The sequence below is a fragment of the Tepidibacillus infernus genome (assembly GCF_048898065.1).
GTDB lineage: Bacteria > Bacillota > Bacilli > Tepidibacillales > Tepidibacillaceae > Tepidibacillus_B > Tepidibacillus_B infernus.
This window is the reverse complement of record NZ_JBLWFI010000001.1, coordinates 1,053,079-1,068,219: the sequence shown is the minus strand read 5'-3', so window position 1 is coordinate 1,068,219 and position 15,141 is coordinate 1,053,079. Positions and strand designations below refer to the sequence as shown.

Sequence of the window (15,141 nt, the reverse complement as noted above, 5' to 3'; positions counted from 1 at the left end):
ATTTCATGAACATGAAAAAAGTAGGTGTTTTCTTATTAATTTCCATTTTGAGCTTAGGTTTGGTTCTAAGTGGATGTAGTTCAACTCCAACTTCAGAGGATCAAACAGCAAAAAATGAACAAAAAGCAAAAAGAAAAGTTACTCTTTCTTATGTTGCATGGGCATCAGAAATTGCAAGCACAAATGTTGTTAAAACCATTCTGGAAGATAAATTAGGCTATGAAGTTGATATGAAACAGGTAAATCCTGGTGCAATGTACAACTCTGTCGCTAGTGGTGAAGCAGATGCAACTGTTGCTGCTTGGTTACCAACCACACAGAAAGCATTGTATGAAAAACACAAAGATAAGTTAGAAAATTTAGGGCCTAATTTAGAAGGAACGATTATTGGTTTAGTAGTACCAAAGTATGTGGATATTAACTCTATTGAAGAGTTAAATGAGAATAAAGACAAATTTAATGGTGACATCGTCGGAATCGACGCTGGGGCAGGAATTATGGCTACAACTGATATTGCCATCGAAAAATATGGGCTAGACCTTAATCTTCGCTCAAGTTCCGATGCAGCTATGACAGCAGCACTAGATCGAGCCTATAAAAATAATGAGTGGATTGTAGTAACAGGTTGGACCCCTCATTGGATGTTTGCAAAATATGACTTAAAATATCTTGAAGATCCAAAGGGAGTATATGGAGAAGCAGAGGAAATCGATACACTTGTTCGTAAAGGTTTAAAAGAAGATGATCCAACCCTTTACAATTTCTTTGATCAATTTTATTGGGAACCTTCCGATATGGAACAAGTAATGGGATGGATTCAGGATGGAATGGATGAGACAGAAGCAGCAAAAAAATGGGTAGAAGAGAACGAAGAGAAAATAAAAGCTTGGTTATCAGCTGAATAACTTGAGAGTGGGGCATGTAAATCATGTCCCTTTTCTTAGTAAAGAAAGATAACTTTTTTTCTTCATTCATATAAATTTGATACAATTAGTTATAAATCTAACCATATGGTAAAGAAGTGAGGGAGCAGTAAATGGGTAAGGAAGAGGTTATGATTGTAACAGGTGGACTACTTACTGAAAGCATTTTACCCTTCATCAAAAAAAGTGCAATTGTAATTGGGGTTGATCGTGGGGCAGAATGGCTTATTATTCATGGGATTGTACCAGATTATATTGTTGGCGATTTTGATTCGGTTGATACTTCTTTCTTTGAAAAAGTAAAAACCCAATACGCCGATCGAATTCATCAGTCTCCCGCCGAAAAGGATGAAACAGATACAGAATTAGCTGTACAGTTAGCACTTACTTTAAATATAAAACGCATTACTTTATTAGGGGGGATTGGAACCCGGTTAGACCATGTAATAGCGAACATTCATGTCCTATTGCAAGCAGCTGAAAAGAATGTGGAAGCTGTCATGATAGGTGGAAATAACCGAATTCAAATCCTTTTACCTGGACAGAGAAAAATTATTGATAAAAGTAAATATACTTATGTATCATTAATTCCATTTAGTGATCAAGTAGAGGGATTAACGATTTCCGGATTCAAATACCCGCTTCAAAATGCAGTAATGAAACTAGGCATACCCTATGGAATAAGTAATGAATTAGTAGAGGAAAAGGGAACGATTTCAATCTTAAAAGGAATATTATTAATCATTGAAAGTAAAGACTAAGCAGCTATAAAAAATAGTTGCTTTTTTTGTACATTTTATTGGATAGATGAATATACTGTATTAGGCACTTGTGTATTTGATGATCTTTTCATTAAATCTGAGAATAATGAACGTTTCCATAAGGGAGGGGTAGGGGTGAGATTCTATACAATCAAACTTCCAAAATTTTTAGGAGGCTTTGTAAAAGCCGTCATGGGAATCTTCCAAAAAGAGAAGTAAGTTCGTGAATAGGACTTATTCTTCATTTTAAACAGTAGAAAAAGCACCAAGATTGGTGCTTTTTTGTATTCAAAAATCTTCATTAAACACGAGTAACTTTACCTGATTTTAAAGCTCTAGTACTTACATAAACACGTTTTGGTTTGCCATCTACTAAAATACGAACTTTTTGTACATTAACGCCCCATTTGCGTTTATTTTTACGATTGGAGTGACTTACAGCATTTCCTGTACGCCCTTTCTTACCAGTAACATAGCACTTACGAGACATGTGCCCACCCCCTTATAAACTACTTAAAAAACATGAATAATAATGATGTTACATACACAAAGAATTACATACTTGGATATAGTAGCATATCAAATTCCTTTTTTCAAGTCGAGTTTGAACCAGAATTCCATAAAAAATCATCAAAAACTTTTATTATGACAATATATATAGTAAAATAAGATATAGCCCAAAGGTATACTATTTCTTAGGGGGATTAACTCATGACAATTGAAATGTCAAATCAGTTAGGCAAAGTTTTTATTACCAACGAAGTGATTGCTACTGTTGCAGGAGTTGCAGCAATGGAAGTCTTTGGCTTGGTTGGTATGGCTTCTCGTAAGCAAATTAAAGATGGTATTGCGGAATTACTAAGAAGAGAGAACCTTAGCAGAGGAATTGAAGTGCGTAGCGAAAATGAAGAGGTTGTTATTGATATGTATATTATTGTTAGTTACGGTACTAAAATTTCAGAGGTTGCTCATAATGTGCAACAAAAAGTAATTTATACATTAGAGAATACGATTGGTGTTAAGGTTTCTAGAGTAAATGTAATGGTGCAAGGTGTCCGTGTGACCCAAGTGTAGGTAAGGAGGATTTTTGTGAACGACCGACAAATAGATGGAAAATTATTTACGCAAATGGTTCTTGCTGGAGCGCAAAATCTTAATCGTCATGTAAAAGATGTTGATGCGCTAAATGTATTTCCTGTCCCAGACGGTGATACAGGAACCAATATGAATTTATCACTTACATCAGGTGTTAACGAGTTGAAGAAAATCAATACCGATCATATCGGCAAAGCTGCTGGGGCCCTTGCAAAAGGTTTATTGATGGGAGCGAGGGGAAATTCAGGAGTGATTTTGTCACAGTTGTTTAGAGGTTTCTCTAAATATGTAAGTAACTTTGAGACCATCGATAGTAAACAATTTGCTGATGCGCTTAAACTAGGTGTTGATACTGCTTATAAAGCGGTAATGAAACCTGTTGAAGGAACGATTTTAACGGTGTCTAGAGAAGCGGCTCGAGAAGCGATAAAAGTGGCTCGCCGTGAAACGAACATCGTGAAAGTGATGGAAGAGACGATTGCTAAAGGAAAAGTTGCTCTATTGAAGACACCGGATTTGTTGCCTGTATTAAAAGAAGTTGGGGTCGTTGATGCCGGGGGACAAGGCTTAATCTTTATTTATGAAGGATTTTTGGCTGCTCTAAAAGGGGAAGAAACGCTTCAATTTGAAGAATCGGTGATGGAAAATAGAGAACAAACTAGTTTGGCAGAGATGGCTCATAAACATCAACCCGTTCAAGCAAAGCTCTCAACAGAAGAAATTGAATTTGGATATTGTACCGAATTTATCGTTAGACTAAATGAACAAATAATAAAAGCTAAATCATTTGATGAGATAGAATTTAGAAAGAATATTTCTAAATTTGGTGATTCTCTTTTAGTTGTTGCTGACGATGAAATTGTTAAAGTTCATATTCACGCGGAACATCCTGGTGACGTTTTAAATTTTGCAATGAACTTTGGAAGTCTACATAAAATTAAAATTGATAATATGAGGGAGCAGCATAGCCACATCGTCTTAGGTGAAGGATATTATCATGATACTGCTGGAAATGTTGAGTCTAGTAATGGAAAGACTGAAGAAAATATGGACGATGAAGCGACAAAAGTGGTACAACCCTATGGAATCATTGCTGTTGCCTTGGGAGAAGGGATTAGTGAAATTTTTAAGAGTCTTGGGGTAGATTTCGTCATTAGTGGTGGGCAAACGATGAATCCAAGTACTGAAGATATTGTTAATGCCATGAAAGAAGTTCATGCAGAAAAATATATTATTCTTCCAAATAACAGTAATATCATTCTTGCAGCTGAACAAGCGCAAAAACTTGTGGATCAGCCTGTCGCGGTGATTCCATCTAAATCTATTCCTCAAGGAATGACGGCTTTATTATCATTTAATCCGAATGCTTCATTAGAAGAAAATAAAGAATTGATGGTTGAAGCCTTAGCACACGTTAAAACTGGACAGGTAACCTATGCAGTTAGAGATTCAAAATTTGAAGGTATGGAAATTAAAGCTGGTGATTATTTAGGGATTGCCGACGGAAAGATCATTTCTACTTCCAATGACATGCTTGAGACGTCATTTATGTTATTAAAGGAAATGATTGATACAAATCAAGAGATCTTAACCATTATCTATGGCGAAGATGTAAATATTGAACAATTGAATGAATTAGAGAAAAGAATTTCTGAAACTTATCCAGACCTCGAAGTTGAAATACATAATGGCGGTCAACCATTGTATTATTTTATTTTCTCCCTTGAGGAATAAGAGGTGACAAAATGGGGAAGGTTTATGTCGTTACTGATAGTACTGCAGATATCCCTAAAGAGCTTGCACAATCTTTAGGAATAACGGTTGTCCCATTAAAGGTACATATGCAAAATCAAACCTACCTTGATGGGGAAACCATTACGCCCAATGTTTTTTATGAAAAATTAAAGCAATCTGATGAGTTGCCAACAACATCACAGCCATCTCCAATGGATTTTGTTAAAACTTATCAAAAGTTGGCAAATGGAAATGAAGCCAAAATCATTTCGATTCATTTATCAGCTGCATTAAGTGGAACCGTCCAATCAGCACTCCTTGCTAAGTCTATGGTCGAAGAAGAAGGAATCGAAGTTGCAGTTTTAGATTCAAAAAAGGCTTCATACTCGATTGGGATCATTGTTGTAGGAGTTGCTGAAGCAGTAAAGGCAGGCAAGAGCTTTGAAGAAGCGATTCAAATAGCAGAAGAACTTATAAAGGATACTCAAGTTTATTTTTTAGTGGACTCTTTAACTTATTTACATAAAGGTGGACGTATTGGAAGGGCTTCCTCATTGTTTGGATCTTTATTAAACATCAAACCTATTTTGTCTTTGAATGACCAAGGAGAAGTTTTTGCAATTGACAAAGTAAGAGGACGGAATAAAGCGACTTCGAAGATTATAGAAATGTTAATGGATTATGCAAAAGATCAAAAAGTACGTGTAGGAATTTCTCATGCAATAAACCTTGAAGAAGCTCAGAAGCTAGAAGAACTCGTAAGGGAAAAAATGAATGTTCAGGATTTTGTCATTACGGAAATCGGACCTGTTATCGGTACTCATGTAGGTCCTGGAACATTAGCAATCATGATGTATAAATCTTAGTTGAGTGTTGCTGATAAACCCCAAGCCTATTTTAAAATGTACCCTTTGTAAAGGACATTTTATTTTAGGCAAGGGGTTTTTTTACAGTTAGAAAAATCAACTGAATGTCTGTTACAAAAGAAAAGAGGGAATATGATTAAATCTGATGTGAAAGTAGTTTACTCTTGCTAAAGGTTAATGAATTTGAGAAAATTTTTTATGGATGAAAGAAAGATTTTTTGCTTAGAACAAACTTGATTAGGCACAGGAGGAGAATATGAAATATCATTCTGTTTTTGATATTATTGGACCGGTTATGATTGGCCCATCTAGCTCACATACCGCTGGGGCAGCAAGAATAGGAAGAGTTGCAAGAAGTATTTTTGGTAGAATGCCAAAAAAGGCCATTATCACCTTATATGGGTCTTTTGCAAACACTTATAAAGGGCATGGTACGGATGTGGCGATTGTTGGAGGTTTATTAGACTTTGATACCTATGATAATCGAATCGTAGACTCTCTTGTGATTGCAAAAGATTTTGGCATAGACGTACAGTTTGTAATCAGTGAAGAGGAAGCAGATCATCCAAATACAGCAAAAATTCACCTTGAGGATGATCACAACTCATTGGAAGTCACCGGTATTTCTATTGGTGGTGGTAAAGCGGAGATTACTGAAATCAATGGATTTAAAATTAAGGTTTCTGGAAATGTCCCATCTTTAATTGTGATTCATGAAGATCGATTTGGTGTGATTGCTTCTGTTTCCAATGTTTTAAGTCTGTTCGAAATTAATATTGGCTATATGGAAGTAGCAAGAAAAGAAAAAGGTTCAACCGCCCTTATGGTAATTGAAACCGATCAGCCTATAAACCAAAAAGTGATGAAAGAAATTGAAGGCTTACTTCACGTAAAACGTGTTGTTCTTCTTAAAACCAGCTAGTGGAGGAAACGACAAATGAAATTTACATCTATTACTCAACTTGTAGAATTGGCCGAATCACAAAATAAGAAAATTTCGGAGATCATGATCGAATCGGAGATGGAAATACACAATCGATCTAAGGAAGATATCGTTGAACAAATGAGAAATAGTTTATATGTGATGCGTGACGCAATTGAAAAAGGCTTAACAGAAGAAATAAAATCGCGAAGTGGCTTAAGTGGTGGAGATGGGAAAAAACTTGCTCAATATCTGGCAAATGGCCATTATCTCTCAGGTTCAACGATTCTTGAAGCGGTAAGTAAATCTGTGGCTACCTCAGAGGTAAATGCTTCCATGGGAACGATTGTCGCAACTCCGACGGCTGGTTCAGTAGGGATTTTACCTGGAACGATTTTTGCTTCCGCAAAAAAATTGCATTCTTCAGAAGAAGAAATGGTTCATGCTTTATTTACAGCAGGGGCGATCGGATTAGTCATTGCAAACAATGCCTTTATTTCTGGAGCAGCAGGAGGTTGTCAAGCAGAGGTCGGTTCAGCTACAGCAATGGCTGCAGCCGCTGTGGTTGAAATGGCAGGAGGTACACCAACCCAATCAGCCAATGCATTAGCTATTGCATTGAAAAATATGCTAGGTTTAACCTGCGATCCTGTAGCGGGTCTTGTTGAAGTTCCTTGTGTGAAAAGAAATGCGATGGGAGCTGCAAATGCAATGATTGCAGCTGATATGGCATTGGCAGGAATCCAAAGTGTGATTCCGCCAGATGAAGTGATTGAAACCATGTATCGTATTGGCTGCGCTATGCCGATGCCTTTAAAAGAGACTGCTTTAGGTGGTTTAGCAGCTACACCAACCGCAAGAAATTTTGAAATAGAAATTTTTGGAGCACCTTTACACAAAAAGAAATGAGTATCGATCCATTACAACAAGAAGTAGTTGGTGTAAAAGGAATAGGAAAGCAAAAAGCAGATGATCTTTTAGGTATGGGTATACGTACGGTTAAGGATTTATTCCAATATTTTCCTTATCGTTATGAAGACTATGGTGTAAAAAAAATCACTGAAGTTTCACACGGGGATAAGGTCACGATAGAAGGGAAGATTTATAGTGACCCTTTATTAAAACGACTACCAAATAAAAAAAATATAGTATCTGTTCGCGTCGTTGTTGACCAATTTGTCATTACTGCAACTTGGTTTAACAGAGCTTTTTTGAAAAATCAATTGAAAGCAGGACGTCCAATTCTCCTAACTGGTAAGTGGGATAAGTATCGATTACAAATCACAGTAAGTGAATCAGAGTTTTTGGATAGGGCGGTTAGTACAAAAAAAGGGAATCTTTTACCTTTCTACACCTTACCAACAAATATGAATCAACAGGGATTTCGAAGAATCATGATGCAAAGCTTACAACAGTTTGGCCTAGCAATCGAAGAATATCTTCCACAGGATATCATCGATCAGTACAAATTGTATACGTTACGCGAGGCATATCAAGCGATTCATTTTCCCAAAAACACTCAGGATGGAAAACTTGCTCGAAGAAGACTTGTATATGATGAACTTTTATTTTATCAATTAAGCCTTCAACTTTTTAAAAAAATGAACCGAGAAAATTGGGAAGGGATAGAAAGAAATATCGATCTGCAGCAACTCATCCCGTTGATCAAAACCCTTCCTTTTGAGCTTACTCAATCGCAAAAAAGGGTGTTAAAAGAAATTTTACATGATATGTCTCAATCCTATGCAATGAATCGATTACTTCAGGGGGATGTTGGGTCTGGGAAAACAGTTGTGGCTGCCATTACCTTATATGCAAATTTTTTAACTGGCTACCAAGGAGCGTTAATGGTTCCTACAGAAATATTGGCTGAACAACATTTGGATTCATTAAAAGAGATTCTTACCCCTTTTGGTGTTGAAATTGGCTTATTGACAGGTAAATTGACAGAAAAACAACGGCACCAAATGCTGGGGCAGTTACAAATGGGGATGATCGATGTCATAGTGGGTACACATGCTTTAATACAAGAAGATGTTCAATTTCACAAACTTGGTTTAGTGATTACCGATGAACAGCACCGATTTGGAGTAGAACAAAGGGCTTTATTAAGGAAAAAAGGGGATGAAAAGACCCCTGATGTTCTTTATATGACAGCGACACCAATACCTAGAACATTAGCCATTACCGCTTTTGGGGATATGGATGTTTCTACGATCGATGAATACCCAGCAGGTAGGAAGAAAATTGAGACTTATTGGGTAAAACCGGATACGTTTCCGCGAGTCTTAGATTTTATGGAAAAACAAATCAATCAAGGTAGACAAGCTTATGTCATTTGCCCCTTAATTGAGGAATCAGATAAGTTAGATGTTCAAAATGCTATCGACATTCATGCGGCACTTATTCAACATTTCCCGCAATATCAAATAGGACTTATGCATGGGAGATTGCATCCTAAAGAAAAAGATGAAATCATGTTAGGATTCAGTATGAATCAGATTCAAGTCTTGGTTTCAACAACTGTGGTAGAAGTTGGAGTAAACGTTCCTAATGCAACGCTTATGGTCATTTATGATGCAGAGAGATTTGGATTAGCCCAATTGCACCAATTAAGAGGGAGAGTAGGAAGAGGTTCTGAACAATCCTATTGTATTTTGTTGGCTGATCCTAAATCAGAAACAGGTAAAGAACGGATGAAAGTCATGACAGAAACAAATGATGGTTTTGAAATTGCGAGAAGAGATTTGGAATTGCGAGGGCCAGGTGATTTTTTTGGTGTAAAACAAAGTGGAGTACCTAATTTTAAACTTGCTGATCTGATAGAAGATTACCGTACATTAGAAGTTGCTAGAAAAGATGCAGAACAATTGATTCAAAATGAAGAGCTATGGAAACAAGAAAAATGGAGTAGGTTAAAAAAAGAAATTGAATTATTAGGCTTGTTTCAGAAAAAGACAGTTGATAGCTAGAAAAAAAAATCCCACAGAGAAAAAAAGCCTCTGTGGGGTTAATGCACGCAAGGTGCATCAACGAAATGGGAGAGGAGAAACCGGAGGAAGAGCTTATGGGGAAACGTAAGTCTTCTCCGCGGTTGTCTGCAATACCATTTGTATTGCTAATACTAGGATTACCGAAAATGGGAATATTATACCTGAAAAAATAATTTTTTTACTGTATAAGGAAAGAGTGATTTCATGAGAGTCATAGCTGGCCAAGCGAAGGGAAGATTCTTAAAGCCTGTCCCAGGAACCCATACGAGACCAACTACAGATAAGGTAAAAGAATCCATTTTTAATATGATTTATCCCTATATAAATGGGGGGAATGTGTTAGATTTATTTGCTGGTACAGGTGGGCTAGGTATCGAAGCTTTAAGCCGTGGAATGGAACACGCCATTTTTATAGATCGTGATCGTAAAAGTATTGAAGTGATCAAACAAAATTTAGAAACGACTGGGTTTTCTAGCCAAGCAGAAGTTTATCTCAATGAGGCTGAAAGAGCTTTAAAGGTATTGTATAAGAGAGAAGTGCATTTTGACATGGTTTTTCTTGACCCTCCTTACAAATTAAATATGATAGAAAAACTATTACATACATTTTATGAATACACTTTGATCAATTCTAATGGTATTATTGTTACTGAACACGATAGTAAAGTAGAGTTAGCTGAACGAATTGACCATTTTCGAGTGATTAAAAAAGCGATTTACGGAAATACAAGAATCACAATTTTTCAAAATGAAATCTAATCGTCATACAATAAATGGAGGTTTAAACATTGATACACGCAGTCTATCCAGGAAGCTTTGATCCTGTGACATTTGGTCATCTAGATATTATCCAAAGAGGAGCAAAAATCTTTGATAAAGTAACAGTGGCAGTTTTAATTAATCCAAACAAAAACCCTTTATTCACAGTGGAAGAAAGGGTTGAACTCATTCGTGAAGCGATAAAGGGGATACCACATGTAGAGGTTGATAGTTTTCATGGATTATTGATTGATTATATGCGATTAAAACAAGCAAATACGATTATTAAAGGGTTAAGAGCCGTCTCAGATTTTGAGTATGAATTGCAAATGGCTTCCATCAATCGAAAACTTGATGATGATATTGAAACTTTTTTTATGATGACTAATAACACATATTCTTACTTAAGTTCAAGTATTGTAAAAGAAGTCGCACGACATCATGGTTCAGTAAGTGACCTTGTGCCTCAGTTTGTAGAAGAAGCACTGAAGGAAAAATTCAATACCAAGAAATAATACAAAGCACCTACAGCATCAACTACGTAGGTGCCTTCCTTCTTTATCAATCGCAAAAAGAAACTATTTACCGTGTTTGCGTTTGATTGAATAAGAAAAGAGTGATAACAGAAGCAAAATAAAAAGCAACCATAATAGTAATGTACTTTGGTAGGTAAAGGTATTCCAAAGAGAAACAATTGAGGTCTGACTTGTAGAATATTGGTATATAAATGTCGGCAAACTATTTGCAGCTTGCTCAAGATGAAATGGTTTCCAAACGATAAAAGAAATCATAAAGGCGATAAATGTGTGAAGAATTCTTGCAAATAAAAAAGGTGTATAGCGAATATCTGTCCTTTGCAGAATAGCAGCAATCTGAGCATGGACAGAAATGCCACTCCATGCAGCAATACCGCTTACAATCGCTAATTTTTCGACCATTGGAATACTTGTAGAAGCTTCACTCACTGTTTTTGCACCTAATGTGACTTCAAAGAAACCGTAAATTATCGATTGGGACATTTCAGGTGCAATGCCTAATGGGAGTAAAAACAGAGTGATGCCCTTCGTAAGGATTTCTGTAAATTGAATTTGTGTCAAAATCGATAAAATAACGGAAAATACCATAATAAATCCGCCGATCATTAACAAGGTTTGTATGGATGAGGTAACAGCATCTCCGAGTAATTTTCCTAACTTTCGGCCATCATTTAATCTAGACCGATGCATGGCCTTAAAAGCTTTAACCAATATATTTCTTTGGTTATGTAAACGGTCTGGAATGATAATACGCTCTTTATTGCTTCTTTCATGAAAACGCATAATAAAACCTAAAAGAATACTTGAAGAGTAGTGAATAAGTGCAATAAGAACCCCTAATTCTACATCATGAAAAAAGCCGACTGCGACGGCACCGAAGAGAAAAAGTGGATCAGAGGTACTTGTAAATGACACAAGCCTTTCTCCCTCTATTCTTGTAATCATGTTTTGCTCTCTTAACCGAGTAGTGAGTTTTGCTCCCATAGGATATCCTGATGCAAAGCCCATGGCTAAAACAAAGGCACCTACGCCTGGCACATTAAATAATGGTCTCATTAAAGGTTCTAATAAAACACCCATAAAATGAACGACCCCAAACCCTAATAAAACTTCCGATGTAATAAAAAAAGGCAATAATGCCGGGAAAATAATATCCCACCAAATTCTTAAGCCTTGTAAAGAAGCATCAAAGGCTGTATCGGGAAACATCACCATGGCAATGGCCAAAAAAATTGCTGCTATGCCAGAAACTAAAGTTTTTAAATGAGAACTTCCAATTTTAGATGTGTTCATAGCATCCCTCCATTCACCTTCCTTTTACATATGTACGTAAGGTCTGTCCCGTTTAGACCAACCTTTCATACTTTGTTATTGGAAGGAATACTGGACTATCTCTACATGAAAGGCATATGATTGAAAAAGAGGTGATATACAGATGAGACCAAAGATCGGAATTGCCCTTGGCTCAGGAGGGGCAAGAGGATTAGCCCATATTGGGGTTTTGCGTGTGTTGCAAGAACATCAAATTCCCATTGATTTTATTGCTGGTAGTAGTATGGGAAGCTTAATTGGTGCTTTATTTGCAAATCATAATGATATTAACATGATTGAAAAATTAGCGATTCATTTAAAGCGTAAATATTGGTTAGACTTTTCAGTTCCCAAATTGGGGTTGATAACTGGTGATAAGATAAAAGAATTAATACGAATCCTTACTCATGGGAAGAATATAGAAGATTTGCCGATTCCCTTGGCTATTGTTGCCACAGATATTGAAAACGGCCAAAAGAAAGTATTTCGTGAAGGGCCAATCGCTCAAGCTGTTCGTGCTAGTATTTCGATTCCAGGAATTTTTGTTCCGGAGAGAGTAAATGATCAACTTCTTGTAGATGGAGGGGTTGTTGAACGTGTCCCTATCCATTCGGTACGAGAAATGGGGGCAGAATTTGTGATCGCTGTAGATGTTGGGATGGTTGACGCTAAAATGAAAGTAAAATCGATTTTTGATGTAATAACTCAGACGATCGATATTATGGAAAGGCAAATCTATCACCAACAAATCATAAGTGCCGATTACGTCATTCGCCCTAATGTTGGGGAGATTAGTACGACATCCTTTACAAATGTGAAGGATATTATTGATGAAGGTTATCGAAAAGCTAACGAAGTGATTGAAGAAATTAAGGAAGCACTAATACAATGGGAGAATCATCATGGAAAAAAATAATAATGTTCAATCGCGTAAAATAAAACGGATTCAATGGGTGGTAATGGTTATCATTATTTTTGTTTACCTCACATTTTACATACCAGTACCTTATTTTATTACAAGTCCTGGTTCTGCAATGGAATTAAGTCCTATGATTGAAGTACAAGGGGGATACAAAGAAAAAGGAAATTTCTTGTTAACGACCGTTGCACTAGGAACAGGAAATTTGGCATATTACCTTTATACATATCTAGACCCTTACATGGAGACGCTTCCTAAAAAGGCAGTTTTAGGTGAAAATGAAAATCCTGAGGATTATTCGAAGAGGCAATTGCAGGTGATGAAAATATCCCAAGAAGATGCAATGATTGCAGCTTTCCAAGCCATTAACCAACCAATAATCGTAAAAAATAATGGAATTCTCGTGATGGAAGTGGTTAAGGGGATGCCAGCAGAAAACATATTTAAAGTAGGAGATTTAATTATCGAAGTTGATCACCAATCAATAAAAGAAGTAAAGGAGTTATTACATATACTTGAAAAGAAAAAGGTTGGTGAAAACATTGATGTACGTTTTATAAGGGAAGGAAAAACTTACTTAAAGTCAATACAATTAGCTAAACTTTCTCAACAAACCTCTTTAGATCTGGAAACAAAATCTCAAAGTGAGAGGAGAGTGGGTTTTGGAATTTATCCTGCTCAAGAAAGAGAAGTGATCCCATCCAAAAAAGTTGTATTTAACACAGAAGATATTGGCGGACCTTCAGCTGGTTTAATGTTTACTTTAGAAATCATCAATCAATTGACTTCGGAAGATCTCACAAAGGGCTATCAAATTGCTGGAACAGGTACGATTCAGCCAGATGGAACCGTAGGGCAGATTGGGGGAGCTCGCTTAAAAGTAAAGGCCGCTTATGAAAAGGGGGCAGAGATCTTCTTTGTACCAAAAGATATTGCTACTGATGATACAAACCAAAAAGAAGCTAAAGAGTCAAATCGCTCCTTAGGAAATCCCCTTACAATCGTACCCGTATCTAATGTAAAAGAAGCCCTAAAATATTTGCAAGGCTTATCCCCTAAGGAGAATAAAAAATAGGTTTTTGTTTGTATTCTAACTTTGTTAGTAAACGATTTTTTAATCCTAATTCGTAAACCATACTTGCTTGAACATCCGTTTCAAACATTTGCGGTTGATGACGAGAGATTTTTGTGATCATTGGAACTTGTACCTGATGTTTGATTCGATTTAAATAAGCACGTCCGCGTTCATTAAATCCTAAGATTCGCAGATAACTAGGACCTTTTTTCATATCTAGTGAAGCAATTTGAGCCTTTGTAACATTTAACAAGATATGAAGGAGCATCCGTTGGAGTTTTGTCCGTGTATATCGTTTTGTTTTGATGGACTGAATCAATTCTTCAAAATTGGAAGAGGTAAAAGCATATTCTTTTAACCGGTACTCTATCCCTTCTTCAATACCATGTATTTCTTTTAGTTGAGAATGGGACTTAGTCGTTAAGAGAAATTGGAGAAAAGGGAAAAAGTGATCCCAAGAATGGATTCTCTGATGTTGTAATTCTCGTTCTAATTCATGGTAGGTACTAGAAGGTACGACGGGTTCAATTTGATCCAAACGGTTGGTTGAAAGAATATTTTTTCTTATCGCTGTTGCACTTGCAAAAGAATCAAAATGATTAAGCATAGGTTCGTGATAATGGACTGATTTTCTTTGAATTGTGTGAGCTTGAATCTTACTGTTTAATTTTTTCAATTGGATCAAATATTGTAGGCCCAAAAGATCATTTGGTTCTTTTAATCGAACCTGATCCTGTTCAAAAAATGACTCTAAGGATAGAGATAGTGCTTTTGGGTAAGAATGGCCTAATGAAAGAGCTTCTTTTATTCTATTTTTGAATGAATCGGGTTCCTTGTATAATACATGGGCGATCTGGTATAAGGACGAGATGGAATTTGACTCGCTTCCAAAGACCAAGTGATCAACCTTTAAATGTTCAAGAATGGAAATCGCGCCAAATGCAAACCAATCGGCTGATTGAGTGGCAAAGATCGTTGGCAGTTCGATAACAAGATCAATACCTTGGCGTAAAGCCATTTTGGTTCTTGTCCATTTGTCCACAATCGCAGGTTCTCCACGCTGAACAAAAGAACCGGACATTACCGCGATCGTGGTCTCAGGATGGATCATTTTTTTGGCCTGCTGTAAATGGTAAAGGTGGCCATTATGGAATGGATTGTATTCAACAATAATTCCTAGTGTAGTCATAAGAATCCCCCGTTTCAAAGGTATTATAACCGAAGAAACAATGATTGACAAATTTAAA

Annotated in this window: 16 protein-coding genes; 13 read left to right on the top strand and 3 right to left on the bottom strand. The window is 36.5% G+C overall.

Annotated elements, in window-relative coordinates:
• Positions 1-5: 5 nt before the first annotated feature.
• From TEPIDINF_RS05475 to spoVM, 3 genes are all read left to right on the top strand, one after another.
• A complete protein-coding gene (locus TEPIDINF_RS05475; RefSeq protein ID WP_220126432.1) occupies positions 6-905 on the top strand; it encodes a glycine betaine ABC transporter substrate-binding protein in 900 nt (299 codons plus the stop codon).
• Positions 906-1,036: 131 nt separating this feature from the next.
• Positions 1,037-1,684: a thiamine diphosphokinase gene (locus TEPIDINF_RS05470; RefSeq protein ID WP_069799650.1), complete on the top strand. Its 648-nt coding sequence runs from the start codon at positions 1,037-1,039 to the stop codon at positions 1,682-1,684.
• 135 nt (positions 1,685-1,819) lie between these two features.
• On the top strand, positions 1,820-1,903 hold the full coding sequence (gene spoVM, locus TEPIDINF_RS05465; protein WP_068724548.1) for a stage V sporulation protein SpoVM: 84 nt from the start codon (positions 1,820-1,822) through the stop codon (positions 1,901-1,903).
• An 82-nt stretch (positions 1,904-1,985) separates the two neighbouring features.
• Here spoVM and rpmB read toward each other — a convergent pair whose 3' ends face one another.
• Positions 1,986-2,174 (bottom strand): 50S ribosomal protein L28, encoded by a 189-nt coding sequence (gene rpmB / locus TEPIDINF_RS05460; RefSeq protein ID WP_068724546.1) that lies wholly within the window; start codon positions 2,172-2,174, stop codon positions 1,986-1,988.
• Positions 2,175-2,395: 221 nt separating this feature from the next.
• Here rpmB and TEPIDINF_RS05455 point away from each other — a divergent pair, with 221 nt between their 5' ends.
• From TEPIDINF_RS05455 to coaD, 8 genes are all read left to right on the top strand, one after another.
• Positions 2,396-2,758, top strand: coding sequence for an Asp23/Gls24 family envelope stress response protein (locus TEPIDINF_RS05455; protein ID WP_068724544.1), 363 nt, complete (start codon positions 2,396-2,398; stop codon positions 2,756-2,758).
• Between the two features lie 15 nt (positions 2,759-2,773).
• Complete coding sequence (locus TEPIDINF_RS05450; RefSeq protein WP_069799652.1) at positions 2,774-4,513, top strand: DAK2 domain-containing protein; 1,740 nt, start codon at positions 2,774-2,776, stop codon at positions 4,511-4,513.
• Between the two features lie 11 nt (positions 4,514-4,524).
• Positions 4,525-5,379, top strand: a complete 855-nt coding sequence (locus tag TEPIDINF_RS05445; protein ID WP_421691500.1) for a DegV family protein — start codon at positions 4,525-4,527, stop codon at positions 5,377-5,379.
• A 256-nt stretch (positions 5,380-5,635) separates the two neighbouring features.
• Positions 5,636-6,301, top strand: a complete 666-nt coding sequence (gene sdaAB / locus TEPIDINF_RS05440; protein ID WP_069799656.1) for an L-serine ammonia-lyase, iron-sulfur-dependent subunit beta — start codon at positions 5,636-5,638, stop codon at positions 6,299-6,301.
• 15 nt (positions 6,302-6,316) lie between these two features.
• Complete coding sequence (gene sdaAA / locus TEPIDINF_RS05435; RefSeq protein WP_421691499.1) at positions 6,317-7,210, top strand: L-serine ammonia-lyase, iron-sulfur-dependent, subunit alpha; 894 nt, start codon at positions 6,317-6,319, stop codon at positions 7,208-7,210.
• On the top strand, positions 7,207-9,273 hold the full coding sequence (gene recG, locus TEPIDINF_RS05430) for an ATP-dependent DNA helicase RecG (RefSeq protein WP_421691498.1): 2,067 nt from the start codon (positions 7,207-7,209) through the stop codon (positions 9,271-9,273). The genes sdaAA and recG overlap by 4 nt, the downstream gene beginning before the upstream one ends.
• 225 nt (positions 9,274-9,498) lie before the next feature.
• Positions 9,499-10,053, top strand: coding sequence for a 16S rRNA (guanine(966)-N(2))-methyltransferase RsmD (gene rsmD, locus TEPIDINF_RS05425; protein ID WP_069799661.1), 555 nt, complete (start codon positions 9,499-9,501; stop codon positions 10,051-10,053).
• A 29-nt stretch (positions 10,054-10,082) separates the two neighbouring features.
• Positions 10,083-10,568: a pantetheine-phosphate adenylyltransferase gene (gene coaD, locus TEPIDINF_RS05420; RefSeq protein ID WP_068724528.1), complete on the top strand. Its 486-nt coding sequence runs from the start codon at positions 10,083-10,085 to the stop codon at positions 10,566-10,568.
• Between the two features lie 63 nt (positions 10,569-10,631).
• Here the strand turns inward: coaD and ylbJ are convergent, their stop codons facing one another.
• A complete protein-coding gene (gene ylbJ / locus TEPIDINF_RS05415) occupies positions 10,632-11,882 on the bottom strand; it encodes a sporulation integral membrane protein YlbJ (RefSeq protein WP_421691497.1) in 1,251 nt (416 codons plus the stop codon).
• Between the two features lie 142 nt (positions 11,883-12,024).
• Between ylbJ and TEPIDINF_RS05410 the strand changes: the two genes are divergently transcribed.
• Both TEPIDINF_RS05410 and TEPIDINF_RS05405 read left to right on the top strand, forming a co-directional pair.
• Complete coding sequence (locus tag TEPIDINF_RS05410) at positions 12,025-12,816, top strand: patatin-like phospholipase family protein (protein ID WP_421691496.1); 792 nt, start codon at positions 12,025-12,027, stop codon at positions 12,814-12,816.
• Complete coding sequence (locus TEPIDINF_RS05405) at positions 12,803-13,894, top strand: SepM family pheromone-processing serine protease (RefSeq protein WP_069799667.1); 1,092 nt, start codon at positions 12,803-12,805, stop codon at positions 13,892-13,894. Before TEPIDINF_RS05410 ends, TEPIDINF_RS05405 begins: the two co-directional genes overlap by 14 nt.
• Here TEPIDINF_RS05405 and TEPIDINF_RS05400 read toward each other — a convergent pair.
• Positions 13,875-15,083: a nucleotidyltransferase gene (locus TEPIDINF_RS05400; protein WP_421691495.1), complete on the bottom strand. Its 1,209-nt coding sequence runs from the start codon at positions 15,081-15,083 to the stop codon at positions 13,875-13,877. The two genes, TEPIDINF_RS05405 and TEPIDINF_RS05400, sit on opposite strands and share 20 nt — an antisense overlap.
• Positions 15,084-15,141 lie beyond the last annotated feature (58 nt).